We start from the raw sequence: 26158 nt of genomic DNA on the forward strand, positions 1-26158 counted from the left end.
GTATCATCAATTTATAAAGTTATTTAATAATGATAAAAAGTTTAGAAAACATTTTAAAGAATATAATAATAACATCACAGAATATGAATTTAGACTTTCATATGAAGCTTCTAAATATAAGTCACAATCATATATAAAAGGTAAACAAAAAATACCAAAAGAACACAAATATAGTGATATTTGAGTAAATAACGAAATTAAGAATATAGTTGATTTAAAATTTAGAATAGTTTGAACAACGGATATAAAATACATATAAATATTATTACTTGTATGTTATTATAGACCACAAAACAAATATGATTTTAAACCGAAACTTACAGGATACTAAAACAGCTAACGATATAATATTATTATTGAAAAATTGCTTCAAAAATTCAAGATTAGACCTAAATATTTTCACACAAATCATAGTGTAAAATACGCTAATTTTGATGTGAAAAATTAGCTAGCAAAAATAAAACAATTCAATCAATATAATCTAAAAGTAAATCGTTAGAAAATCATGGTTTAAAATATTTACTTGCAAATTTAAAAAGAGAAAAATAAGAATAAACAACTTTAAGAATTAATTCTTAATTAAGAACATTATTTTTTAATAAACGTAAAAAATTTATAAGTTAGAAATGTTGCTTCCACACTTAAAAAATGATATAATAGAAGTGTAAAAGCAACAAATCAAGGAGAGTATTTATGGATTATGAAAATAATATTAAAAAATATTTAAAACAATCCGGCGGAATAATAACAACATCCTATTGTAAAGAAAACAATATTCCAACTGTTTATTTAACTAGAATGGTTAAAAAAGGATTATTAGTAAAAGTTGAAAAAGGTATTTATATTACTCAAAACGGCGATTATGACGAATTATATTTTTATCAATATCGATTTAAAAAAGCTATATTTTCTTATGAAACAGCTCTTTTTTTATTGGGTCTGATAGATAAGATACCTCGAAATATTGATGTAACTGTTTATAACGGGTACAAATTTAACGAAAAATCAAATAATTTTAACATTCATTACACAAACAAATCAATTTACGATTTGGGTATAATAGAAAAATCAACAATGTTCGGAAATAAAATTAAACTTTATTCATATGAAAGAATACTATGTGATTTTATTTCTCATAAAGACAAAATGGATACTGAAGTTTATGTTAAACTAGTTCAATCATATTTTTCTTACAAAGATAAAAATATACATTCACTGTATGAAATAGCAAATAAAATGGGTATTCAAAAAAAAGTTATAGAAGTTATGGAGATTGTTTGTGAATAAAGATAAATTAATAGCATTATGCCATAAAGTTAGTAAAGAAGTTGAATTACCATTTAATAACGTTATGTTATATTACTTTTTAGAAAGTGTATTAAAAAAATTATCTAAAAGTAAATATAATGAAAAATTCGTTTTTAAAGGCGGGTTCTTATTGTCTAGTGTAGTCAGAATTAACTCAAGAAGCACAGTTGATATAGATTTTCATTTTTGAAATTCACAATTATCAGAAGAGAATATAACTAAAATATTAAAAGAAATTTTAATATTTAATCAATCTGACGTTATCCATTATGAATTGCAAAGTATTAAGCCTATTAAAGAAAAAGACCGATATAGAGGATTTCGAGCAAGTATTTTATGTAAACTCGAAAAAGCTAGTGGAACCATTTTTTATTAAAAACTTCAAATGCTCTACTTAATTTTATATTAATTATGTTGCGCTTGAAATTACATTTTAGTCCTAAAAGTACTATAAATAAGTCCTTTTAGGTTTTTTATTATATTTTTTATAATTTACATATTTAACATGATATAATAAAAAACCTATCAAAAATGAAAGGACAAAATAATACATGAAGAAATTTAAAACCTTATTTTCAATTTTAGCGTTACCTATCGCTACAATTGCGTCAGTAGCATGTTCTACAACAAACAACAATGAACAAAAAGAAAAAGAAGAAAGTAAATCTAAAGTTGAAACTACTATAACAATTTCAAACCAAAGCACAAGTACAGAAGCAGAAATTAACACAAACGCAAATACTAATACACAACAAGAAGAATTTAGTTTCGAAAAAAATAGAGAACCTTTCATGAATTCTATCACCATAGTAAATAAAGAATTTTTAAAAGGTTTAAATGATGGTGAAAGTAAATTATATTATGATAGGGTTGGAAAAAAATTCTATGATAAACCAACATACAATAATCCTGATAAAAAAGTTATTTTAGAACAAGATACGAATATTTACACATTTAAAAACTCTTATGATAGTTCAACAAAAGAAGAGTCATCATTAAGAGCAAATTCAAACGGAGAACATAAATCTCAAGATGATGTAATCATTTCAAAAAATGGAAATACAATAACATTAAAACTTTGATTATCACATTATATAAGAGAAGCCAGCCAAAGACGTGGGCAATATATTCAAGACACCGTAGAATTAACAAAAGAATTCACATTAGATTAAATAAAAAATAAGTCTCAATGCCTATTAATAACGAGACTTATTTTTTATTAAAGATTTTTAAAATTGCATTTTTTTAATTGCAGGTTAACTTTAATTATATATGATAATTATTAAAATTACTAAAATGAATTTAAATAGATAAAAACATAAAAAAACTCTTTACATCCTTGCATTTATTATTGATTTATAAGTTAGTTGCTAAACTTAAAAGTGTATTACGTCTTTTAAGTTAATAAAGACAATTTCTAAAATTATACACACTTAATATAACTTAGAATTAAAATACAAAGGCAGAAAGAAATGAAAAAAACTAAAAAATTATTTATAACAACATTAAAATTAGCAACATTGACTACACTAGGAGCTTTCCCTATTCTTGTTGCTTCATGTTCTAATTCGACAAACCAAAATGACAAAGATTCTAACTCAGAATTTAATTTAATTAAAGCAAACGGTTATTCTGATGAAATGACAAAATTAGATTTAGGTACCGCAACATTAGCTGCAGGTTGAGGTGATACAAGAGTTTTGATTAAAAACTCAAACAATTTAGTTGTTGTTGGCGCAACAGAAATAATCACAAATGACGGTGTACAAGCTAGATCAACTTTAAAAAGAGGGGACGTTGAAGCTATTAAAAGCATTTTGCAATCAGCAATTAGAGACAAAAATAATCCTCAATTACAAATTTCCGATATTCAAAACCCTGGAAAAACAAAATTTGTTTTTACTACATATAGCCACAATGATTATTCATCAGTAGATGAAAATGGACAAATAATTATTGATACAAAGGGTACAAAAGTAAACACTTATGGAACTCCTTTAACAGAAGGTTCTGATTATTTTGATATCAATAACGGTACAGTTACAAGAAAGCAAGGTTCAACAAACAAATTTAAAATTCAATTTATACCTTCGAGTGACCCCGCAGAAGTTAGAAAAGCTTCACAAGCACTAGAAAAATACTTAAACGATAAAGGATATAATATAGAAATTTCAACAGCTACAGAATATAACGCAGCTGCAAATGCATTAAAAGAAGGTTCTATTGATGTTGCGTTCTTACCAGCAGGTTCATGAGCAGAACAAGCTCAAGGAACAAACTTTATTTTAGTAGCCGGTAGATCAGTTCAAATAATAGATCCATATGAATCCACAACAAACACAACAACACCTGCTTTTACAGATGAAAAAATATTAGTAGACGCAATAAACGGTTACAATACATTTAATTCTCAAAACAAGAAATCTAAATTATATATTCCGCAAAATATAGAAAATGCTCCAAAAACAGTTGATCAACAAAATGGTTACAGTGAAGCTCTTAAAACAAAAGTTGATAGTTTAATAAATTCTGCAAATGGTAATTTACCAGTAGTTGGTTATTATCGTTCATACATTATGGCGAAAAAAGATTCTGAAATAGCATTAAAAATTAAAAACGCATTAGAAACACAAGGATCAAATTGAACATTACCATGAGACGAAGTTAAAGGTTTAATTAAATTTGCGTACACATCTACAACTTCATCAGGTTCATACATATTCCCTGAAGCATGATTTAAAAAACACTTTACAGGTTTTAAATCATTTAAAGGCGAGTAATTAATATGAAATTAAAAACAAGCGAAAACAAAACAAATAGTGATTGAAACATTAAATGAGAAGATGTAGATAAAACTTATCCTAACGGCAAAAAAGGATTGACTAACGTCAATCTTTCTATTAACCAAGGTGAATTCGTTGCTATTATAGGATTATCAGGAGCAGGCAAAACAACATTATTAAAAACTGTTAACAAAATAAATGAAATTTCATCAGGAACATTAACTGTCGGACCTTTTAATGTAAATAACTTAAAAAGAAAATCTTTAAGAGAATTTAGAACAAAAGTAGGCATTGTATTCCAAGGATACAATTTAATTGATAATATTAGCGTTTTACAAAATGTTCTTGCGGCAAGACTTCCACAAATGTACCCATTAAGATCCTTTTTGGATTGGTATTCAAAAGAAGATATTAATTTTGCTTATCAATGCTTAGCAAGAGTTAATATATTAGAAAACGCGTATGATAGAGCTAAAGACTTAAGTGGAGGGCAAATGCAACGTGTTGCACTAGCAAGAACATTAGCTCAAAAACCTAAAATTATTTTGGCTGATGAACCTGTAGGTGCACTAGATCCTATTATGGCTAAATCTGTTATGGACGGTTTTTTATTAGTTAACAAAATGGATAAAATAACTATTTTAGCAAATTTACACCATGTAGATTTAGCACTCCAATATGCCGATAGAATCATAGGAATCAAAAAAGGTGAAGTGGTATTTGATGGAAGTTGAGATAAAGTTAATTTAGAAGTATTAAAAAACATTTATGGTGAACAATTAGAACAATTTGATCAACAACAATTTCTTGAAACAAAGAGAAAGAGAGAAATAATTCAAGAAGAAATAATGTTTAAAATTAAGGACCTTAAATAATGAATACCTTAATTAAATCAAACTTTAAATTTAAAAAACTTTTTCGAGTGATTTATGACTACTTCAAACCTAAATTCATAGACATTAACGGCCAAAAGGTAACTAAAAAATTTCCTTGACTTTTTTATTTAACATTAGCAGTAAGTTTAATTGCAATAATTTTATTATTTATCAAAATAAAACCAGATTTCCAGAATTCTCAAAGTTTTATAAAATTAATAACTAATTTTTTTAAATTTAATACAAATGCAGTAATAGGTTCAAAAACGGACATAACAATAGCAGATACCACTATCCAAAGCTTAAAATTACTTTGGCAAACTATTTCGTATTCAATTTTAGGAACAATAATAGGTATTTTTTTAGGTATACCGATTTCACTTTTAAGCTCCAAAAATTTTATTAAAACACCTTGGATTTATGGACCAATGCGTGCATTTATGAGTATTATGAGAACAATACCACCAATAGTGTATGCTTATATAATTTATTTTATTTTATCTCCTTCTTTAGTCGCTACTCTTTCTATAGCTATTTTTGTTGCTTCATTAATGGCAAAATGATTATATGAAGATTTAGATACATATGATGTGTCTAGTTATTATGGATTACAAGCAATAGGAAACACTAAATGAATAGCATTTAAAAAATCTATTCTTCCATATTTAATAAAAAGAATTGTTAGTTATGGTTTTTATAGTTTTGAAATGGTTGTTCGTTTTGCAGCAATTTTAAGTATTATTGGAATTTCTACAATTGGTCAGTTAATGGCAGATGAATATGCAGTTCCAAATAATTTTGCGCACTTATCAATTGCAATTTGAATACTTGTAGCATTTATGATTTTGTTAGAAATATTCACATTTTTAGTAAAAAAACGAATATTAGAATACTCGGCAAAGCATCCCACAATTGATGAAAATTTAGATTTTAATAGTAAACTAGAACAACTTAAAAAACAAAAACCTAAAAATATTTATATAAAAATAACTGTTTCAATAATTATTTTTATATTATTTATAACTTCCTTATTTTCAATTGAATTTAGAACAACAGGACCGGAAGGGTTTGCATATTTTAACGAAGGCGTTAAAAATTTATTTAATCCGAATTTAAGTGTATTTAAATGAGATAGCGGTGACAATCCTATTATTTTAGGCACTGAAGCGTTAGCTATTGCTATTTTAGCAAGTATTATAGGATTGATATTTAGTTTATTTTTTGGAATACTAGCATCTAAAAAAGTATCAGGAAGATTTATTTCATTATTATTTAAATTTATCATTATAACTTTAAGGGCAATACCGCCATTTACATACGCATTAATATTTTTACTTTGACAAAAAGATTCAATTATATGAGCAGGAACTTTAGCTTTAGGAATTCATAGCATTGGTATGCTCGCAAAATTAATTAACGAGAGCGTTGATAAAATAGATGATAAAGTATTTCAGTCTCTTGAGAGTTTAGGCCTTTCTACATGGACTAAAATTAAAATCGGGGTGATTAAAGAAATATTACCACAAACTCTTTCTAACTTTTTATACAGAATTGAAATTAATTTCAAAAGTACTGTAATTATTGGAGCTGTAGGAGCTTGTGATTATGGATATCAAATAACTGTTTATTCTGCCGATATTCGTTATTGAAGCATTTTAAGTTCTTATTTAATATTTACAATTGTATTATTGCTAATAATTGAACAAATTTCTAATATTCTTAGAAAGAAAATAATGAACGGGTACTTTTTAGATGAAAATGTCTTCCTTAAAAATTATTTCAGAAATAAAACTTTAATAAAAGCACTAGCATTATCAAATATAAATAAACAAATTTTTGTATACGATAATAGAATTGCCAAATATAATATTGCAAAATTTAATAACGAATTATCTAATAAATTTTATTTTGAAAATAAAATCAAATTCAGTGAATATATAGACATAAAAAGAAAAATATCAAATGAATCTAGTATAATTTATAAAGAGTTAAAAACTCTTAAAAAAGAAGCTTTTTTAAGAGTTTGGAATGAAAATAAAAATTTAAAAATTTGATCATGACACAAAAGGTTAAAACTATCTTTACAATCTTTTGACAAAGTGAATTCAAAATTTTTCGAAAAAAAATCAATCGAAAGTAAAAAACATGCTAGTTAATCAACTCAAAAAATTCTGAGAAATAATATCTCAAGCTGAACATATAACTTTATGTACTCATGTAGAACCAGACGGAGACACTTTAGGTAGTGCCGTTGCATTAAAAGAATTAATTTTACTTAACTCAAAAAAAATTAAAGAAGTCAAAATATCAGGTAAAGATTATCCACGTAATTTAAGTTTTTTATTAAAAGAAGAAACAAACCTTGTATCTGATGAATTCTTCGACAAAAGTCTTAAAATAGTTATTGATACTTCAACAAAATCAAGAATTTACGATCATAGAGTTATAACTCAAGAATCTATTAAAATAGATCACCACCCATTTGAAAATGAATGACTATTTGAAATAGGTGGTGATAATTGACCTGCTACAGGGCAATTAATTGCAATGCTTATAAAGCATTTGAATCTTAAAACTAATAATTTAGCACTTGAAGGTGCGGCGGTTGCAATTTTAACCGATACCGAATTTTTCAAAGAAAGAAATATATCTTCTGAAACTTTTGAAGCTATGAAAGTGCTATTTGAACACAATTTAAACTATTCTTCTTTACTAATCAAAATGCAACTTAATAATGAAGAACTAAATACCATTTGAAAGGTATGCAATAATAAAAAAGTTGTTGAATACGTAACATATACAGTATCAAACGATATAATAACTAACGATATCGCAAGACCTTTGGTAGCTAAATTTGTTGAAATTTCAAACACAGATATTATAGTTGCTTTTTTAAAAAGAGAGCAAGGGGATTATAGAGCCGAAATTAGATCGAACGGATCCTTTGATGTTTCAAAGATTGCTAGACATTTCGGTGGCGGAGGTCACCATAATTCAAGTGGATTTATAATTAAAAATAAAGATAAAATTGATGAAGTTATAAATTATATTAATAATTTAATAACTGCATAATAAAAAGCCGTTTAAAAGCGGCTTTTATTTTATTAATTCATTAAAGATACTTTCTCTATTATTTCAATAATTTATTATTTGTTCAACGCTTAAACTATCATCATTTAAAGAAATATGATTATTACCTGAGAAAAGCAATAAATAAAAGTAAAAATCAAACTGCTTTTGTTTTTTAGTTATATTAAATATCGAAGCTAATGTCGATTCAACTTCATTATTTTTATTATTAATAGTTATTAAAAGTTCTCTTACTCTAAAAATTTTTTCTTCTATTTTTTGTGGTTCTATTTTAACTTCTTCTTCTAACGTAGAATTACTTAAATTAACCTTTTTATATTTAATATAATTAGAAAAAGTTTTGATTCAAAGAACATTAAAATATAAAACAGGCATAAGAGTGATTATACCTAAAACGACCCAAATAATTCCTCATTTTCTTGAAACTTCAATAGTTTCATTCATTGAATAAAAAATAATTAGAGGAATTAAAACAATTGACAAAATTGTTAGGAAAGAAGTGTAAATTAAAAAATTTCTTATTTTTGTTTTAATTATTTTTTCAATTTCTTGATTTATTTTTAAATTTTTATTTTTCGAATTAAGAAATAACGAATTAAATACAGAATAAAAAAATTTAACGTTTAAAAATGGTATTCTAAAACAAAAACTAACATAAGTAAGATTTGCTAAAAAAATTATAATGAATAAATATATACTATCCATGTTTTTTATTTCCTTTTACTTATTAAAATTTGAATAAACATCATCTAAATTATTTCAAATTTTAATAATTTCTTCGTCGCTTAAAGAATTGTTTTGGTTATCAAGGATGTGGTTTGAACCAGAAAACAATAATAAGTATGTAATATATTCAAATTCTTCTTTATTATTTATATTCTTTAAGAATCTATCCATATCAAATTTACGTACATTAATTATTTTATTGCTTCAAAACATAAAAATTTGTGCAGATAATTTATATGAATATATCATTCGTCTAGATTTAAAAATATTTTTAAATTCTAGATCACTTTTATTTACGTCAAACTTTTCTTCCAATAAAACATCTTTGTTATTATTTAGTTTCTTAAATTTAATAAGAATTACTAATACTCTTACAAATAAAAATAAAAATATTACTGGTGGTATAAATAATAAAACTAATGGTAAATAAGGTATTAACGCAATAAAATCGCTTGTTTTAGAAATAATTGTTATAACATTAATAACTACAGACCCAACACCAAATAAACTAATCACAAATAATCAAAGAACCAAAACACTTAATGTTTTTAAAATTCTCTTTAATTGTTTGTCATTTATCTTTAAATTATTGTTCTTTAATTTTTTTAGCATACTGTCAAATAATACAATATACATTTTAAAATTTCACTTTGTATTATTTACCATTAACAATAATAAAAACATTGGTATTAACACAAAAGCAAAAACTAATACTAAATTTGTCATTTTTCTCCTTTTTATTTATTTTATATGATAGAAAATTATATTTAATAATAGTAAATTTACAATTAAAAACATATTTTTGTCATTTTTATTTAATGTAAACTAAAAAATCTATAAATAATGCTCTTAATATATTTAAAAATTCAATATTGTTTCAACAATACTTTAACTTTTAAAATATTTATATTAGATTCTTTTGGGTTGCTAAATTTTTAAATGCAATTGAATTTTAAAAAAAGCAAAATTAAGATCTTATCACTTAATTTATGCTTTTTTTATTTTAATAACCATCTGTAAATATTGCGGTATCTTTTTTGCCAACTTCGAACCCATTTGGATAAACTTTACTTAAGTTTTCACGATATGAAGCAGTTTGAGCAGAATATTTAGTTTTATCAGTTCCGTCAATCAAATTATATGCCTTAATAGTATCGTTATTGAATGTATAATCATTTGATAATAATAAAGGTGTAAATGAACCCGATTTACTTAAATCACCATATTCTACATTACTACTTACACCGCTATATGCTCCAATAATTTGTCCAAATTCATTATAAACAACTGAACCTGACGCTCCATAATATAATGATGAAAAGTTAATTCTTTGCGTAAATCCATAGAAATCCGCTAATGTTTTACCGAATATTTCTGTGTATGGAGAAAAATTATTATTTGTCATTTTTTCTTCATAAGCTCTAGCTGGCAATCCAAAAGTTTCTGAATTTTTTGAAGTACCTGTATATCAATTTTCGTCACTATTTCTCTCTACCGGATTATTACGGCTTCAAGCTGAAGATGAACCTAAAGCTGGATATCCACCGATATAAACATCTTTTGCATTGGTTAAGTTTTCTCCGGAATTTTGCATTGCACTTATATAATCTGTTGTAAGTGTGTATGTTGAAACAGACTTGTCTTGGTTAGGTGTTATATTTTTCTTGTTTCTATCAATGTATTGGTCTAAAGCATCTATCGCATCTTTAAATCATTTTGAATAATTTTGGTCCATTTTTGAAAAATCTACATCTATTTCAAAAACGGCAAAGTCAGTGTAGAAAGGTATATATTTATCATTTTGTAATGTATTATTAAGTGCTCAAATTGAATTACTCTTATCATTAATATCTTCAGAATTTTGAGCATTTAACTGATCAAAACGTTCTTGAGTTTTTCTTTTAACCTCTTGTTGATACTTATTTATATATTCATGATTCATAAAATCATAACCCGCAAAAATTAATTTAGGTTTTGAAATAGCATCTGTCTGAGCCATTTCTGTTCTGGAAGCGTCATCATCACTTCTTTCTCTTTTTGTGAATAATTGATTGTTTGTTAATCATTTTGCCCTATAACGTTCATCACCTGCGTAATTAAAATTATTACTTTTAGCAGTAAAATCTGTTATGTATTCACTACTTTTTCCAATTGAAATAGAATTAGCCTTAAATCCTCTTTCGTCTTCATAATTCAATTGCTTTGCAACTTTTTCCTCTAAAGTATTAGATAACATTCCAATAACATGTAAATTAGTAGCTAAGAACAACTTATATTTGTTTTCGTCTTGTTTATGATAATCAAGCAATCAAGCAGTACCTCCTGAAGTTGCTAAAAACGAACTATCGTCTGCCCCTAAATTTACTCCAAATTTAATTGCAAATGTACGATCATATATTTCTTTATAAATATCTTGTTCGTTTGGTTTTGTATATTTACTTACATCCATTGAGTATTGATGATCTTTTTTTCTTAAATTATTGAAGAAATTTGCATCAAATTGAGGTATTTCCGGCATATTAGGTTGTGAAGATTCGTCTTGCGCTCCATTCTCTCCACTTACACCGTTATTATTGTTTGGTTGAGTTTCACTAGTATCTCCAGGATTATTTATTTCATTATCGTTTGAGTTTGTAGTATTGCTTTGATCTTGAGCATTAGTATTTGAGCTTGTTGAATCCGCTGAATTTTCAGTTTTACTTGGTGAAGTATCACTATTAGTTTCATTATTTTGTGCTTCTATTTTAGGTAAGTTATCATTATTTTCAATATCTTTTTTGTTCACTTCTTTTTTAGGAGAATTATATTTATTTTGTGAACAAGAAACTACCGCAATCGTAGGTAGAATCACTGTCGATATCATTGATAATAATATTTTCTTTTTCATTTTATTACCGTCCTTATTATGAATATTTAATCAATATTTGAAATTATATACTTATATATAAGTTTTAATAAAAAGTGAAAAAATATTTTTTAGGCTTAAAAATCGGGATAAAAATGTTTTTTTTTGCATTAATCAATAATTAAAAATGAAATCTTTATAAAATAAGAACTATTTTTTTAAATAATCATTAAACCAAATAATTCAGCTGGATTTATTTTAAATTGCAACATATTAGCAGTATTTTTGCCTCTATCTCCACCTTTTCTTTGGATTGTAATTTTTCCTATTTTTAAAGAACCTTTCGGACTAATTGTAACTTGCTTATTATCATAATAAAAATTTATTACTACATCAATATTCAAAAACATTCATTTAGCGTTATCGTTAATTTTTTGAGCAACTAAAAATCAATTTGATTTATATTCACCTTCTCCTTTAAAAATAAAATCGACAATATTTTCTTTATTCTTATCAATCCAATTCAATAACTCATTTTGCTCATTAATTGTAAATTCATAAATAAACATTCTTTTATTATCTTTTGTATTGCTCTTGTACGGTTTTAATTCTCCAGTAAAATAAGCAAATAACTTATAAACATTTTCAGGTATATTTCAAATTTTTTTATAATTACACAATCATCTTTTATCAATTTGATTAAAACCTTTTTTATTACTAACTAATTTAACTTGAATATTTTCTATTTGATACTTTTCTTTTGATTTTATTAGAATTAATACACTTACATCAGTCTTGTAACCTCTTAAGACGAGAGCTTTTACTTCATCAATGTTACTAATTTCCGAATATCCCATAATTAATAATCATTTTTGTGCATCCTCATCATTTTTTCAATTATTAAATTTGTTTACAACATCTTTTTCATTTTTAAATCCGTTTTTTGCGATTTTAGAACCCAACTCTATTAATTTAACCACTTTTTTTAGCTCCACTTTATAAATCTAAACTATCGATGATATTTTTGACAATTTCTTCAATAACAGTTACAGTCATAGCATTCCCTGCTTGAGATAATATTTTATTATCTTTAAAATCCTCATTATCTTTAATTTTTTCAGATAGTTTTTTAGGAAAACCTTGTAAAAGCAATGATTCGTAACCACTCAATTTTTTAACAACTCCATTTTTAACATATAACAAACCATGCCTACCTGTCCTAAGGGTAGGGAAAATCTTTTGATATATCCTTATGTCTGATTGTCTTGTGTCGATTACAACATCATTTAACTTTAAAATATCTTCAGTTGTATATTTTCCTTTATTGTATTTATTATTTAAATATTTTTGAAAAGTGGGACTATAAATGTCAAAAACATGTGAATTTCCATCATCAATAAAATCAGAAAAATTATATTTTAATGGTTCGCCAGTAGGAAATTTGAATTTATTATTATCTATCTCTTTTTTAATTCCTACTAAATAAATTCTTTCTCTCTTTTGTGGAACACTAAAATGTGAACTATTAAGAATTTTACTATAGACATTATAACCTGCATTGTTTAACTCATTTTGAATTATTTTAAAAGTATTACCTTTATCATGACTAATAAGACCTTTAACATTTTCAAATAGAAAATATTTAATATTTTTAATTTTTAAAATATTAATAAGACCATAGATAATCATTCCTCTATAATCATTGAAACCTTCTCTCTTTCCGGCAATAGAAAAAGTTTGACAAGGGAAACCGCCAATCATAAAATCAAAATCAGGAAGTTCGTTGACATTAATTTTCATTAAATCACCATAATTATTATAATCACCAAAAAATAAATTATATGTTTTATCAGGATTTTTGTCAATTTCAGAGTGTCCAACGCACACTAAGCCATTTTTTTCTAATCCTAGGCGTCCACCACCTATTCCGGAACAAAAATCCATAAATTTTATCTTAGACATAAACCTCCACTGACTTAATAAAAATAATTTTATCATATCTATAATTTGATTAGGTAAATGAATCAATTTTGTTGAAATAATATTTAAAAAAATGGATTATTTATTATAAAATATTAATGAGTAGTTTCGCATATTTTAAACCTATTTACAAAAATAAAGGAGACAAATATGATTAAACTACAAAATAATATATTAAAGTACAAATTCAAAAATCCACTTTTACTACATCAGGCCTTAATTACAAAAGGATACTCAAATACAAATAGTAATGGTGGAAGTTTAGAAAACGGTTTAAAAACCGTAAATAATGAATACCTTGAGTTTTTAGGGGATCCTGTTCTAAATTTAGTTGTCAAAGAATATTTGATTGGTAAATATAAGAAAAAAGACATCCCTAGCTTAGACATTGAGGTTGATTTAGGTAAAATAAACGACGAATCACAAAGTTACTTTAAAAATGATCATTTAAAAATAATCGCAAAAACAATTAACATTAATGAATTAAAGCATTCTAGTCGAACAAACGACGAGGACGATAGCTCTAAAGAAAATGCTGATATTATCGAAGCAATCATTGGAGCTGTATATATAGACTCAAATTATGATTTTAATATTACTCGAGATGTTGTAATTAGACTACTACAAATTGGTGAATCTTCTGGAAAAAGTGACGAAAATATTATTAATAACACAGTTAAAAATAGTAAAGAAGTTGCAATTTCTAAACAAAATAAGGTAGCATTCAAAATTCCAACAGAAAAAAGTAATATTGATAAACTAATAAAATTAAATGTCATTGATGTTACAAATACACTTTCTCAACTTGTTAAAGAAGGTTCAAACAATAATTGAGAAAGTGTAATATCTGTTAAAGATAAGTTAAACAATAATAATTTAATTGAGTTTAAATCTAAAAAGTCAAAGAAAAAAGATTCAATTAACGATGTAATTGCGAAATTATATAAATGATCTACTAGCCGTTTAAATGATTACGAAAATAATTTAAACGCACCTTCTAAAAAAGAGTTGGAAAAATATATAAATAAAGATGATTTAAGTAAAGTCGAATCTCTAACATTTAAATTTGAAAGCAAGCAAAGCGGTACTACAACTTGATTCTTTGTAGGTAAATTGAAACTTCATAACCAAAACACTAACCATGACTTTAAAGTTTCTGCACCTAAAAAAGATAAGTTAAAATCTGAAGTTAAAAATTATATTGCTAACTATATTGAAAATATAGATAAACCAAAAGCAAAAAATAAAAAAACCAATGATTTAGCATCAAAAATAGCCACTTATGAAAAGGAATCCAAACCTTTTGCTAGCTTAAAAAATAAATTTGAGAAATATAAAATCGAAATTACTGATATCACTGAAAAACAAATATCAAAAGATAAGATTGAATTAAACGTTTCATTGCTATTTAAAAATAATTCTGAAACAATGACTCAAAAAATTGAATCAAACAGTCGTACAAAAGCGTTAAATTCACTTTCTAATCAATTGCATTTAGCAATTAATAACAAATTCAAAGATAAATAGTTGAAAAAATTACGAAACTACTCTAGACTATTTATTAGTTAAAAACCTTGGTGTTTTAAAGCGCTAAGGTTTTTAAATTACAGTTCATGTATTTCTTTTTCTAATTTTTTTATCTCGTTTATAAGAGTTTCAAAACTTGGAGAATCTCCGAAGAACATTTCTTTCATTTTCATATAATCTTCTTTTATTTCTTTTAATTTCTATTCATCGGGAATAAGTATTATATTTTTTGAATTAGTTTCGTTATATTTTGCTCATCCTTTTGGGTAAAATTTGTCCTTAAACTCTAATACACTTTTTAAAATATCTAAATTATTAAGTGCAATATTTTTATATTTGGAATTTGAAATACAATATAAATCATAATAATGCCTCGCGTATCTTATTGGCATAGATTTATCTTTTGGTCTATTTGCCTCATGATGAAGTATAGTCGCTTTTTCTCAAAAAGTTCTTTCAGGCAATATACATTTTACTTCTATTTCTCCTCCTTCAAAAAGTTGTGGATATATTTCTTGAATATAAGAACTTATATTTATTTTTTTGAAGGTTCTGAAGTTGATAAAACACCAACCTCAATTCTTATTGATTGTGTTAAATATTTAGAAGTAAAAGACTTAGGATATTCAAATAAAATTGTTTGTGCATCGTTATCTGCAATTCTTATGTCAAATTCCTCATTTAATATTTTTTGAAAATCATTAAACATAATTGGAATCATTTCGTTTTTTAAAAATTCAGCCGTTTTTTTATTAATGTTTTTATTGATTTTTTCTTGTTGTGTTCTTGAACGAGTTGTTAAAAGATCGCTGAAATCTCAACCAAGAAATTTTGAATCTAATACTAAATCGATGTATTCGGAAAACCTTTCAATTAAGTTAAAACATTTAGAAAGACTTGTGCCGCCTTTAAAAGTAAAATAATGTTTTCAATTGAATTCATTAAAAAGATAATTTAACACAAAACAAACTCAATAATCTTTTTCAATAATCGATTCATTTATTCCTTTTCTTTGTGAAGTATTTTTTATTATTTTTTCAAGTTGGATTTTTTCTATTTTTTTATATTTCAATATCATCTCCTCTAGATATTTTTTTTAAAATTTGATAAATTCAAACACTTGTAGTTTTTCCGTATTTCAATAGAGATTCTTTTTCACTTTTAGATAATTTTTGGCTTAAATGTTTAATTTGTTCTTCATTAATATTACTTTTTCCAATCGATTTTAATGCTTGTATAATTGTTGCTACTAATGTAGGAATGTTAGAAATATCTTTATTGTTGCTATGTTTAAATTCAATAGTTGAATTTCCGAAATGAAAATTAACATATCTTCCATCCGAAATATAAATTCATTTAGCAGGAACTTGTGTTGATAATCCTAATAAATTAGGAGCTGTAGTCCCAGAAGGCACTATTGTTCAATTATATTTTCTAGCAATAGCATTGGCAACTTCATTTACAGAAAGATATTCATACTAATTAATTAATTCAATATTGTGGTTTATAATAAACACCGTTCGTAATTCTAAATATTTTCTTATTTTGCACAAGCCGATTTAAAGTGCTTTTAATTGTTTCGTAATTTGCAATATCATAAAAATCATTTGTGATAAAAACATAATTAGAACTAAAACTATTAATTTTTTCAACTATTTGTTTTTTATAACTCATAAAGCATTCTCCTTTTGCACTAAATATTATGCAATATTCGGTGCAAAATTATTTTTGAATGCAAAATTCATTCAGTAAAACAAAAAAACCGAACTCGTTAAAGTTCAGTTTCTTTGTTATTATTTATTTAAATCTTCTCATTTTCAATTTCTAACTTCATCGATATCAATACCAACTTCTTTTATATAGTAGTTATGGTATGCGATTTTTTCGTCCATTAAACCTAAGAAATCTTTAACATTTTCTTGACCGTACACTGCTCTAGCAGCTGTTTTAGACATGTGGAATCTATCCATATGTGACATTAAACGTATATCAAATGATGTAGTAATATCACCATTTTCTCTATATCCGTGAACTCATAAATTGTGGTTTCTACGTGAGAAGAAAAAGTCTCTAATTAAACCTTCGAACCCATGGAATGCGAATAATATTGGTTTATTTGTTGTAAACACTGAATTAAATTCTTCATCAGATAAACCACGTGGATCAATACTTTGATGTCTTAATTTTAATAAATCAACAACATTAACGAATCTAATTTTTAGATCTTTGAAATGTTTATTTAAAATCGAAATTGTAGCTAATGCTTCTAAGTTTGGTTCTGTTCCTGCTGCTACAACAACTAAATCAGGTTCTTCACCTTCTTTAACAGTTGATGCTCAATCAATTACTTTATAACCTTTTTCAACTAATTCTCTTGCTTCTTCAACGTTATAGAATTGTTCTCTAGGTTGTTTTGAAGCAACAATTAAGTTAATTACATTTCTTTCTCTAAATGATTTATCTAAAACTGCCAATAATGTATTTGAGTCTGCAGGTAAATATTCTCTAATTAATTCAGGTCTTTTATCTGCTAAGTGTCCTAAAATACCTGGATCTTGGTGTGTATAACCGTTGTGATCTTGTTGGAACGCAGTTGATGTTGCAATAACGTTTAATGAAGGATAATCTTTTCTTCATGAAATTTTATTTGCTTTAACAACTCATTTCATATGTTGAGTTAACATAGAGTCAACAACTCTTAAAAATGATTCATATGAAGCGAAGAATCCGTGACGTCCAGTTAATACATAACCTTCCAAGAATCCTTCTGCTTGGTGTTCAGATAATTGTGAATCAATTAATCTTCCCGCAGGACTTAAAGCTTCGTCTAATTCAGGATCAATTTTTTCCATTCATTGTCTATTTGTTACTTTTAAAACTTCAAATAATCTATTTGATTTAGTTTCATCAGGTCCAAAAGCTCTAAAGTTTGTTGGATTTCTTTTGATAATATCAGCAAATCAATAGCTAGCTGTTACCATATCTTGGTCTTTAACTTCACCAGGTTTAGTAAATTTAAGTGCAAAATCTTCTCAATTTCCAAAATTAAGTGTTGTAGGGTTTACACCACCATTTGTAATTGGGTGCATTGCCATTCTTTTTTCACCTTTTGGTGCAATATCAGCAAATTCTTTTTTGAATGAACCATCTTCGTTGAATAATTCATGTGGTTTATATGATAATAATCAATTTTCTAATTCACCAATCATTTTTGGATTTTCTGAAGTAACTGGAACTGGGACTTGGTGAGCTCTAAAACTTCCTTCATATTTTAAATTATTAATTCTTTCAGGTAATGTTCAACCTTTCGGTGTTCTAACGATTAAAGCAGGTCAAACAGGTCTTGTTGCTTCTTCGGCTGGTCTTTGTCTTTGTTCAGCATGAATTGCTTTAATTTTTTCAATTGCTAAATCAAATTTTTCTGCCATTAATTCATGAATACCAACTGTATCTTTTGGATCAGCTTCAACAAAAATAGCTTCTCAACCAAAACCAGCTAACATATCTGAAATTTCTTTGTCAGTTTTTCTAGCATAAATTGTAGGGTTGGAAATTTTTCCACCGTTAACATGAACAATAGGTAATACAACTCCATCATTTACAGGATTAATAAATGATGATGAGAATCAACTTCCTGCTAAAGGACCTGTTTCTGCTTCACCATCCCCGATAACTGTTGCGGCAATAATGTTTGGATTATCTAAAATAGCACCTACTGCGTGTGAAATTGAATATCCTAATTCCCCACCTTCGTGAATTGAACCAGGTGTTTCAGGAGCAGCATGTGATGCTGTACCACCAGGGAATGAGAATCTCTTAAACATTCTTGTTAACCCTTCGGTATCATTTGTAATTTCAGGGAATAATTCTGTATAACTTCCATCTAAAAATGAGTTAGAAATCATAACTTGTCCACCGTGACCTGGACCAGAAATATAAAACATTTCTAAATCATATTTATTAATTACACGATTTAAGTGTGCGTAAATTAAGTTTTGACCAGGTATTGTTCCTCAGTGCCCAATTGGGTACATTTTAATATCTTCTGGACGAATTTTATCAAAAAGTAAAGGATTATTTCTTAAGTACATTTGACCTAATGATAGATAATTTGCTGCTCTTCATCAAGCATGAACTTTATCTAAATATTCTTTACTATCAAAATCATTTTTTTTCATAAATCTCCTAATTTATTATTTTGTTTTTTATTAAAAGAATCTTTTTTTAAAAAGATAACTATAGTATATTTATTATATTATTTTTATACTATTTTTTATAAAAATATGTTTTTATTTCACATTTTCCACTATATTATAGAAGTTTAATAAAAATATTCAGTAAATACCGAATATCTTCTTTTATTCTTCTATAAATTGTTTTAAATACTTAGCTAATCCGGAGTCATTACATGAATGACTTGTAACTTCATCAGCTATTTGTTTTAATTCATCAACTGAATTAGCCATAGCAACAAGTTTTCCTATTTTGCCTTTAGCAGAAGCATCATTCATAGAATCACCTATATGCATTGCATCTTTAGGATCAATTCCTCAAAGTTTACATAACCTTAATTCTTCATCTCCTTTTGATACATTTGCACCTGTTATTTCTAATATATTATTGTTACCACTAATTGTAACGGTTAATCTACCTTCGAATTTTTTTCCTCATTCTTCGGCTAATTCTTTGATTTTATCTTTATTTAAATTTCAAACAAGAGCTTTATATACGTCAAAATCATTTTTGTACTCTTTATATCTTTTAGCATTTTTCTTGCCAAATCCCATAAGAATTTTATAAAATCAGTTTTTAACAAACGCTAAATCTCTTGAGTTCGAATTATAAACTACGAAAGATTTACTTTTCTTAATTTCATCAAAAAGTTCCTGTGCAACTTTTGGATCTACTATTTCTTTATTAACTACTTCACCTTTTATAACTGTTTGAGCACCATTTCAAGCAATATAAGTTTCAGAACCTAAATCTCTAACTATTTTAGCTGTTTTAGGATTAACACCTCTTCCTGTTGATACAATAACCGGAATTTGTGTTTGTAATTTTCTAATTATATTTTTTGTATATTCTGTCGCTTCTTTGTGTCAAAATTTTTCACCTGGACCATCTAAAGTTGTTCCGTCTAGGTCTATAAAAATTACTTTTGGTTTATTCATTTTATCTCCTTTTATAATGTAAATAATGACATTTGATTTGTTTCTGTCAGGTCTTTTAGAACACCTAATTCATCTAATACATTTGTTATAGTTTTATTAACACCACTTCTTAATTTAAAATCTTCTTTTGAAATAAACGGTCTTTCTTCACGAGCTTGAACTAATTTTTGAGCAGCAGCAAGACCTAAACCTTTAACAGATGTAAATGGGGGAATTAAAGCTTTATTTTCATAATCAATTATTCATTCGTCTGCTTTAGATTTCATTAAATCAATATTAGAAATTTTATAACCTCTGGCATAAATTTCACGTGCTATTTCTAGGGTGACCAAAAGGTCTTCATCTAATTTCTTCTTATCTTTTAACTTGTTTATTTCGTTAATTTTTTCATTAATTTTTACTGCTTTAAAGTCATCAACAATGACTTTAATGTCAAACTCAGATACACGTATTGATAAATATGTTGAGTAATATTCTAGTGGTTTATATAATTTAAATCAAGCAATACGTCAAGCCATAATAACATAGGCTGTAGCATGAGCCTTAGGGAACATATACTCAATCATCAACATACTTTTTATCATTCATTCAGGAATATTATTTTTCTTTAATTCCGATTGCTCTTCCGGACTTAATCCTTTACCTTTTCTAACTTTTTCCATTACTTTAAATGAAAATAACGGATCTAGACCTTTTTTAATTAAAATTAACATAATATCATCTCTACAAGAAATAACGTCACTTACAGACATATTTTGTTCTTTAATTAATGTTTCTGCGTTACCTTTTCATACATTTGTACCATGCGATAATCCTGAAATAGAAATTAAATCAGCAAATGTTCTTGGATTTGCATCCTTAAGCATTTTTCTAACAAAGTTAGTACCAAATTCTGGTAGACCTACAGCACCTGTTGGTTCATCCCCGATTTCACTAGGTTGAATACCTAATTCTTTAGTACTATAAAATAGGGACATAACTCTAGGATCTTTTTTAGGTATATCTGTTTTAACATTAACCCCTGTCATTTTAGATAACATAGCAATAGCTGTGGGATCTCTATGACCTAAAATATCTAATTTTAATAAGTTATCATGTATAGATTCAAAATTTAAATGAGTTGTTTTTCAATTTAATGAAGTATCATCCGCAGGATAATTAATTGGTGTGAAATACTCTACATCAAACTCTTTTGGAACAATGATAATACCACCAGGGTGTTGACCAGTGGTACGTTTAACACCTTCAATTTTATATGATAAAAAGTCTATATAACTATTTGTGTAACCGAAGTTAAACTCTTCGTTTGCTTTTTTAATATATCCGAATGCTGTTTTATCTTTTATAGTAGATATTGTTCCGGCTCTAAAAGTATGGTATTCTCCAAAAAGTTCTTTGATATAATCATGTATAAAACCTTGATATTCACTCGAAAAATTAAGGTCAATATCCGGAACTTTATCAGCTTGAAAACCTAAGAAAGTTTCAAAAGGTATTGAATTACCATCTTTATCCATTAAAATATTACATTTTTCACACATTTTATCATCTAGATCATAACCCGATGGGGTCGGTGGATTTTTAACCAACTCAAAATATTTACAATTATCACAAATATAATGTGGTGGTAGCGGATTAACTTCGGTTATTTCAGCCATTGTAGCAACAAAAGAAGAACCAACACTACCACGACTACCAACTATATATCCATTTTCTTCTGATTTTTTTACTAGAATATGTGAAATTCAATAAACAACATCGAAACCATATTTTAATATAGGATCTAATTCTTGTTTTATTCTTAGTTCTACAATTTCAGGTAATTTATCCCCATATTTTTTATGTGCATTATTGTAAACTAGTTCTTTTAATTTTACATTTGAATTATCAAATTTAGGTGTATAAAGTTTTTCACGAGTAACAACAATGTTATCTTCAACCATATCAGCAATTTTGTTTGGAGTTTCTATAACAATTTCTTTCACTAAATCTAAATGACCTAAAAAACTAAATTGATGTATCATTTCTTTAGTTGTTAAATAATTTAATGTAGGTATTTGTAAACTATCTTTTTTTCTATAATCAAATAAAAAATGAGAAGTATTTCCGATTCCTTTTGAATATACTAATGATTTAAAAAATATTGCATCATCTTTAGTCTCGTACCTAACATCACCAATAGCTACTACCATTTTATTTAAACTTTTTGCTTTGTTAATAAGATGTTTAAGCAACCATTCAATTTCTTCTTTTGTAAAATCATCTTTCCCACTTCATTTATGAGATAAAGCTTGCGGAGCAGGAACTTCTATATAATCACATCTTTCGATTATTTTCTCCAACTCTATATCATTTGAATAAAGTAATTTATCAATTAACTCACCTCTTAAGCCATTTGAACCAATTAATATATTTTTACTTTTAGGTAAATCATCAAAAAACATTTTTGGAGAGTTTCAAAAACGTTGTGTTAATGTTTTCGAAATCATTTGAAAAATTTCTTTTAAACCATCATTATTCAACGCAATTACTGAATATTGATTAAATGTTGTGTTCATCTTAGAATAAAATAAATTTTGGTCTCTGTTAAATTCATTTAACTCTTTTAATGTTTGTACATTATTATCCATAAATCAAAAAATAGAGTTTTTAAAGGCGCTTGCTAAGACCTCCGCATCATAATCTGCTCGGTGGGCAACTTCAGTATCATAAATAACATCAAAGTTTTTACAAAATTCACCTAAGCTATGTCTTTTCTTGTCTTCAAAAATGATTCTTGAAATCATTAAAGTGTCTATATAAGTTGTTTTTGGTAATTCTCTATTAGTTTCTAAAAATTTTTGTATTAAGAAATTCATATCGAATTTTGCATTATGTGCAACTGCTATTTTATTATTGAATAATTCATAAATTTTATCAAGAGCCTCATTTAATTCAATACCTTGAGAATCAACCATTTGTTGAGTAATACCCGTCAAATTTGTTGTGAATGCTGATAACGCTTTTTTGGCTTTGACAAAAAATTGTGATTTCTCTATGATTTCACCATTTTTAATTACAGTTGCACCAAACTCAATTAATTCTCCGATTCTTGGTGATAAATGAGTTGTTTCTATATCGAAAACAACAAATTCAGCATCATTAATATTTATATTAGGATTAAAGTCACCTAAAATAATATTATTACCTTTTTCAATAATATCAAAAGAAACACCATAAATTGGTTTTATACCATTTTTCTTCGCTGCTTGCGTAAATTCTGGGAACGATTGAACTGAATTAGAATCTAATATTGCAACGGCTTTGTGACCATGCTTTTTAGCAATTTCTACTAAATCTGTTGCTGATAAAATACCATCCATAGTATTCATTTTAGTTCTTGTTGATAATTCAATTCTCTTGTCTTCTGAATCATCTAAGGTAACATTGTGATAAGGGTTATCTCCGACAATAATTTTATCTGACCTAACATTTTTGTTAAGGTCAAAACCATATCTATTTATTTGTAATAAGCCATCAACAAGAATAAATTGTCCAACTTTATAAATTGTTGCATTATTTTTATCTTCACCTAAATAATGCGAAACAGTTATGGTGTCTTTGTAGTCGGTTAAACTATATTTTGCAACATACACATTACCAAGTCTTCTAATTTCTTGACGATAAATTTCCCCTTCAAAATGAACTTTTTTATTTGTTTCTAACTCTGAGTAAGTTGACATTTCTTTTATTGTTACATGATTATATGTATTCTTAGAAAATTTATTAAATCTAAAATTAGAATTATTATTATTATAAGAATTAGGATTATAGCTATTAGTTTTTTGAATATTAATCTCTTTTTGATTAAGTTCCTTTATATATTTTTGAAGTTCTTTATCATGTTCTTCAATATAATTAAAAGTATTGTTTGTTTCAACTAATTGAAAATCAATTTGAAAATCTTTAAAACCATAACGAATCATATCGTTTCTAATTATATTTTTAGCTTCATCAATTTCTTCTTCAGTAATATCTGATTCATGCTTTATTATATATGTTCCATTATTTGGATTTAATACTAAAGCTGAACTATTTTTTTTAATTAATTCAGCAACTTTTGGTATTTTTTTAATTAATGCAGGTATTATATTTAAAAGATATTCTCTAAATTCTAATGATTCATATACATAATTTTTAACAATAAAATTAAATTTATTTTTATTCGCTTTATTGGAGTTTTTTGTAGCTCATAATAAATTTTTAAATGTTTTGAAATTTAAAATCGAATGTATTACAAAAGTAAACTCATTATCGCTATTTTGTTCAAGTATAACATCATCCAATTCTGGATCGTATTTTAAACCAGAATAAATAGCAAAACTATTTAATAAGTGATCTCTAAATTTAGACATATAACTCCTTTTAACTTCTTCAAGCAATAATTCCGATTAAACTTCACAAAACAAAAACAAACGATACACTATCAAATCTATCTAATATGCCACCGTGTCCTTTTAGTATTTTTGAGAAATCCTTAATTTCCAATCTACGTTTTATATATGAAAAATATAAATCTCCTAACAATGCAAAAACAGGCGAAGCCATAATAAGTAATGAAAAACTTAATTTTCTAATATCTTTATCAAAAATTAATTCTGACAAAATATTGCTACTGCTTTTTTGAGTAATACCATAATAACTTCAAACAAAAATTAAAGCAATTAAAATAGCAAATACATACCCAATTATAGCCCCCTCTCAAGTTTTTTTAGGACTGATTAATGGAGCCATCTTAGATTTAAATAATTTATTTCCGAAGAACATACCGCCAAAAAATCCGCCGGTATCATAAGAAATAGAAAAAATAAAGAAAATAATTATATATTCTAAACCTGTACTTAAGGTATTTAAATAAATATAAGTTTTAATAAAGCTAATAATAATAAATATAGACAAGAAAAAACTTATGCCCCTATGTAAAAGTGCTAAAAAATTAGTTTTATTATCATTAGAATAATATCTAAATAACATAAATATTATCGTCAATAATAAAATAAAGATATATGTTTGTCAACTCCCTAATATATAATTAAAAATATTACTCTTTAGTATACTATCAGTAAAACCGTTTTCAAATAACTCCCTACTTAAAATAGGATTAGAATTATTTAAAATAAGTATATTTAATAAGTACTTATCATTAACAAATAATGCGATAATTCCAATAAATGATATTAAAATTGATAACTTCGTTTTTTGCAAGTAAGCTTTCGAAAGTTCAAAAAGTAATATAAATAAAAAACTAGAAATTAATATTAAAGACATTATTCTTAATATTCAAAATGGGGCAAGTTCTAAATTATAACTATAATAAAAACTATATCTATTTATAATAATAAACATTATAAAAATAACCGCAATAATGATTGCGGGAATTATTCTTTGACTAATAAGAGCATTCATTTTTTCGTTTTTTGAAATCATATTTATATTATAAACGATTACTAATTAAAAGTTATTATATTTTAAATATAAAAGATATTTTTTTGCATGTTATTAAAGAATTTTTCTTATTTGCTAATAAGTATAGTGAAATTTATAATAAAGAATAAATAGCTAACTAATACTAAATTTTGAATGAACTACATTAACTTCTAAAAAACATTTAAGTTATAAAAGTAAAATAAAAATTCATATTAAAAAATAATTAAGTTAGGTGAAAAAAATTTGACACTCCAAAATAAAGTAAGTTAGGTGAAAAAAATTTGACACTCCAAAATAAAGGAGTGTTATTTTTATGTCCAAACATTTTACATTTGAACAAAAAGTTAAATATTGCAAAATTATTGATCAAACCGATTTTAAAACAGC

Annotated in this window: 22 protein-coding genes; 9 read left to right on the forward strand and 13 right to left on the reverse strand. The window is 25.9% G+C overall.

The features are described from left to right. The 8 genes from N9R85_RS02680 to N9R85_RS02715 all read left to right on the forward strand — a co-directional run. The coding region (locus tag N9R85_RS02680; RefSeq protein ID WP_262858476.1) for a hypothetical protein at positions 1-259 on the forward strand (259 nt) is incomplete at its 5' end. A gap of 434 nt (positions 260-693) precedes the next feature. Continuing rightward, positions 694-1287 (forward strand): type IV toxin-antitoxin system AbiEi family antitoxin domain-containing protein, encoded by a 594-nt coding sequence (locus N9R85_RS02685; RefSeq protein WP_262858477.1) that lies wholly within the window; start codon positions 694-696, stop codon positions 1285-1287. After that, the gene (locus N9R85_RS02690; RefSeq protein WP_262858478.1) at positions 1280-1684 is read left to right on the forward strand and encodes a nucleotidyl transferase AbiEii/AbiGii toxin family protein; all 405 of its coding nucleotides are present in this window, start codon (positions 1280-1282) and stop codon (positions 1682-1684) included. Before N9R85_RS02685 ends, N9R85_RS02690 begins: the two co-directional genes overlap by 8 nt. 175 nt (positions 1685-1859) lie before the next feature. Further along, complete coding sequence (locus N9R85_RS02695) at positions 1860-2480, forward strand: hypothetical protein (RefSeq protein WP_262858479.1); 621 nt, start codon at positions 1860-1862, stop codon at positions 2478-2480. A 300-nt stretch (positions 2481-2780) separates the two neighbouring features. Further along, the gene (locus N9R85_RS02700) at positions 2781-4088 is read left to right on the forward strand and encodes a PhnD/SsuA/transferrin family substrate-binding protein (protein ID WP_262858480.1); all 1308 of its coding nucleotides are present in this window, start codon (positions 2781-2783) and stop codon (positions 4086-4088) included. A gap of 5 nt (positions 4089-4093) precedes the next feature. Continuing rightward, entirely contained in the window at positions 4094-4966 is an 873-nt protein-coding gene (phnC, locus tag N9R85_RS02705; protein ID WP_262858481.1) for a phosphonate ABC transporter ATP-binding protein, read from the forward strand. Beyond that, positions 4966-7122, forward strand: a complete 2157-nt coding sequence (locus N9R85_RS02710) for a PhnE/PtxC family ABC transporter permease (RefSeq protein WP_262858482.1) — start codon at positions 4966-4968, stop codon at positions 7120-7122. Before phnC ends, N9R85_RS02710 begins: the two co-directional genes overlap by 1 nt. Beyond that, entirely contained in the window at positions 7112-8038 is a 927-nt protein-coding gene (locus N9R85_RS02715) for a DHH family phosphoesterase (protein WP_262858483.1), read from the forward strand. Before N9R85_RS02710 ends, N9R85_RS02715 begins: the two co-directional genes overlap by 11 nt. Positions 8039-8062: 24 nt before the next feature. Here the strand turns inward: N9R85_RS02715 and N9R85_RS02720 are convergent, their stop codons facing one another. The 5 genes from N9R85_RS02720 to dcm all read right to left on the reverse strand — a co-directional run bounded on the left by N9R85_RS02720 (position 8063) and on the right by dcm (position 13589). After that, complete coding sequence (locus N9R85_RS02720; RefSeq protein ID WP_262858484.1) at positions 8063-8761, reverse strand: MAG0920 family protein; 699 nt, start codon at positions 8759-8761, stop codon at positions 8063-8065. 15 nt (positions 8762-8776) lie between these two features. Continuing rightward, positions 8777-9508 (reverse strand): MAG0920 family protein, encoded by a 732-nt coding sequence (locus N9R85_RS02725; protein ID WP_262858485.1) that lies wholly within the window; start codon positions 9506-9508, stop codon positions 8777-8779. A gap of 277 nt (positions 9509-9785) precedes the next feature. Continuing rightward, positions 9786-11669 carry an MIP family Ig-specific serine endopeptidase gene (locus tag N9R85_RS02730; RefSeq protein ID WP_262858486.1) on the reverse strand — a complete coding sequence of 628 codons (1884 nt, stop codon included), beginning with the start codon at positions 11667-11669 and terminating at the stop codon, positions 9786-9788. 176 nt (positions 11670-11845) lie between these two features. Further along, positions 11846-12607, reverse strand: a complete 762-nt coding sequence (locus N9R85_RS02735) for a hypothetical protein (RefSeq protein WP_262858487.1) — start codon at positions 12605-12607, stop codon at positions 11846-11848. Between the two features lie 16 nt (positions 12608-12623). Next, a complete protein-coding gene (dcm, locus tag N9R85_RS02740; protein WP_262858488.1) occupies positions 12624-13589 on the reverse strand; it encodes a DNA (cytosine-5-)-methyltransferase in 966 nt (321 codons plus the stop codon). A gap of 168 nt (positions 13590-13757) precedes the next feature. On the opposite strand from dcm, the gene N9R85_RS02745 reads away from it, so the two are divergent. Beyond that, positions 13758-15134: a ribonuclease III domain-containing protein gene (locus N9R85_RS02745; RefSeq protein ID WP_262858489.1), complete on the forward strand. Its 1377-nt coding sequence runs from the start codon at positions 13758-13760 to the stop codon at positions 15132-15134. A 200-nt stretch (positions 15135-15334) separates the two neighbouring features. Here N9R85_RS02745 and N9R85_RS02750 read toward each other — a convergent pair whose 3' ends face one another. The 8 genes from N9R85_RS02750 to N9R85_RS02785 all read right to left on the reverse strand — a co-directional run bounded on the left by N9R85_RS02750 (position 15335) and on the right by N9R85_RS02785 (position 25771). Then, entirely contained in the window at positions 15335-15598 is a 264-nt protein-coding gene (locus N9R85_RS02750; protein WP_262858490.1) for a nucleotidyl transferase AbiEii/AbiGii toxin family protein, read from the reverse strand. Positions 15599-15669: 71 nt separating this feature from the next. Then, complete coding sequence (locus N9R85_RS02755; protein WP_262858491.1) at positions 15670-16206, reverse strand: nucleotidyl transferase AbiEii/AbiGii toxin family protein; 537 nt, start codon at positions 16204-16206, stop codon at positions 15670-15672. Then, positions 16196-16549, reverse strand: coding sequence for a DUF6088 family protein (locus tag N9R85_RS02760; RefSeq protein WP_262858492.1), 354 nt, complete (start codon positions 16547-16549; stop codon positions 16196-16198). The genes N9R85_RS02755 and N9R85_RS02760 overlap by 11 nt, the downstream gene beginning before the upstream one ends. A gap of 67 nt (positions 16550-16616) precedes the next feature. Then, on the reverse strand, positions 16617-16808 hold the full coding sequence (locus N9R85_RS02765; RefSeq protein WP_262858493.1) for a DUF6088 family protein: 192 nt from the start codon (positions 16806-16808) through the stop codon (positions 16617-16619). A gap of 119 nt (positions 16809-16927) precedes the next feature. Beyond that, entirely contained in the window at positions 16928-19312 is a 2385-nt protein-coding gene (locus N9R85_RS02770; RefSeq protein ID WP_262858494.1) for a phosphoketolase family protein, read from the reverse strand. Positions 19313-19492: 180 nt separating this feature from the next. Further along, positions 19493-20305 (reverse strand): Cof-type HAD-IIB family hydrolase, encoded by an 813-nt coding sequence (locus N9R85_RS02775; protein WP_262858495.1) that lies wholly within the window; start codon positions 20303-20305, stop codon positions 19493-19495. Positions 20306-20316: 11 nt separating this feature from the next. After that, the gene (locus N9R85_RS02780; protein ID WP_262858496.1) at positions 20317-24699 is read right to left on the reverse strand and encodes a PolC-type DNA polymerase III; all 4383 of its coding nucleotides are present in this window, start codon (positions 24697-24699) and stop codon (positions 20317-20319) included. 10 nt (positions 24700-24709) lie between these two features. Then, on the reverse strand, positions 24710-25771 hold the full coding sequence (locus N9R85_RS02785) for a phosphatidate cytidylyltransferase (RefSeq protein WP_262858497.1): 1062 nt from the start codon (positions 25769-25771) through the stop codon (positions 24710-24712). Positions 25772-26158: the final 387 nt, after the last annotated feature.

This window comes from Mycoplasma sp. CSL7503-lung (assembly GCF_025515455.1).
GTDB lineage: Bacteria > Bacillota_I > Bacilli_A > Mycoplasmatales > Metamycoplasmataceae > Mycoplasmopsis.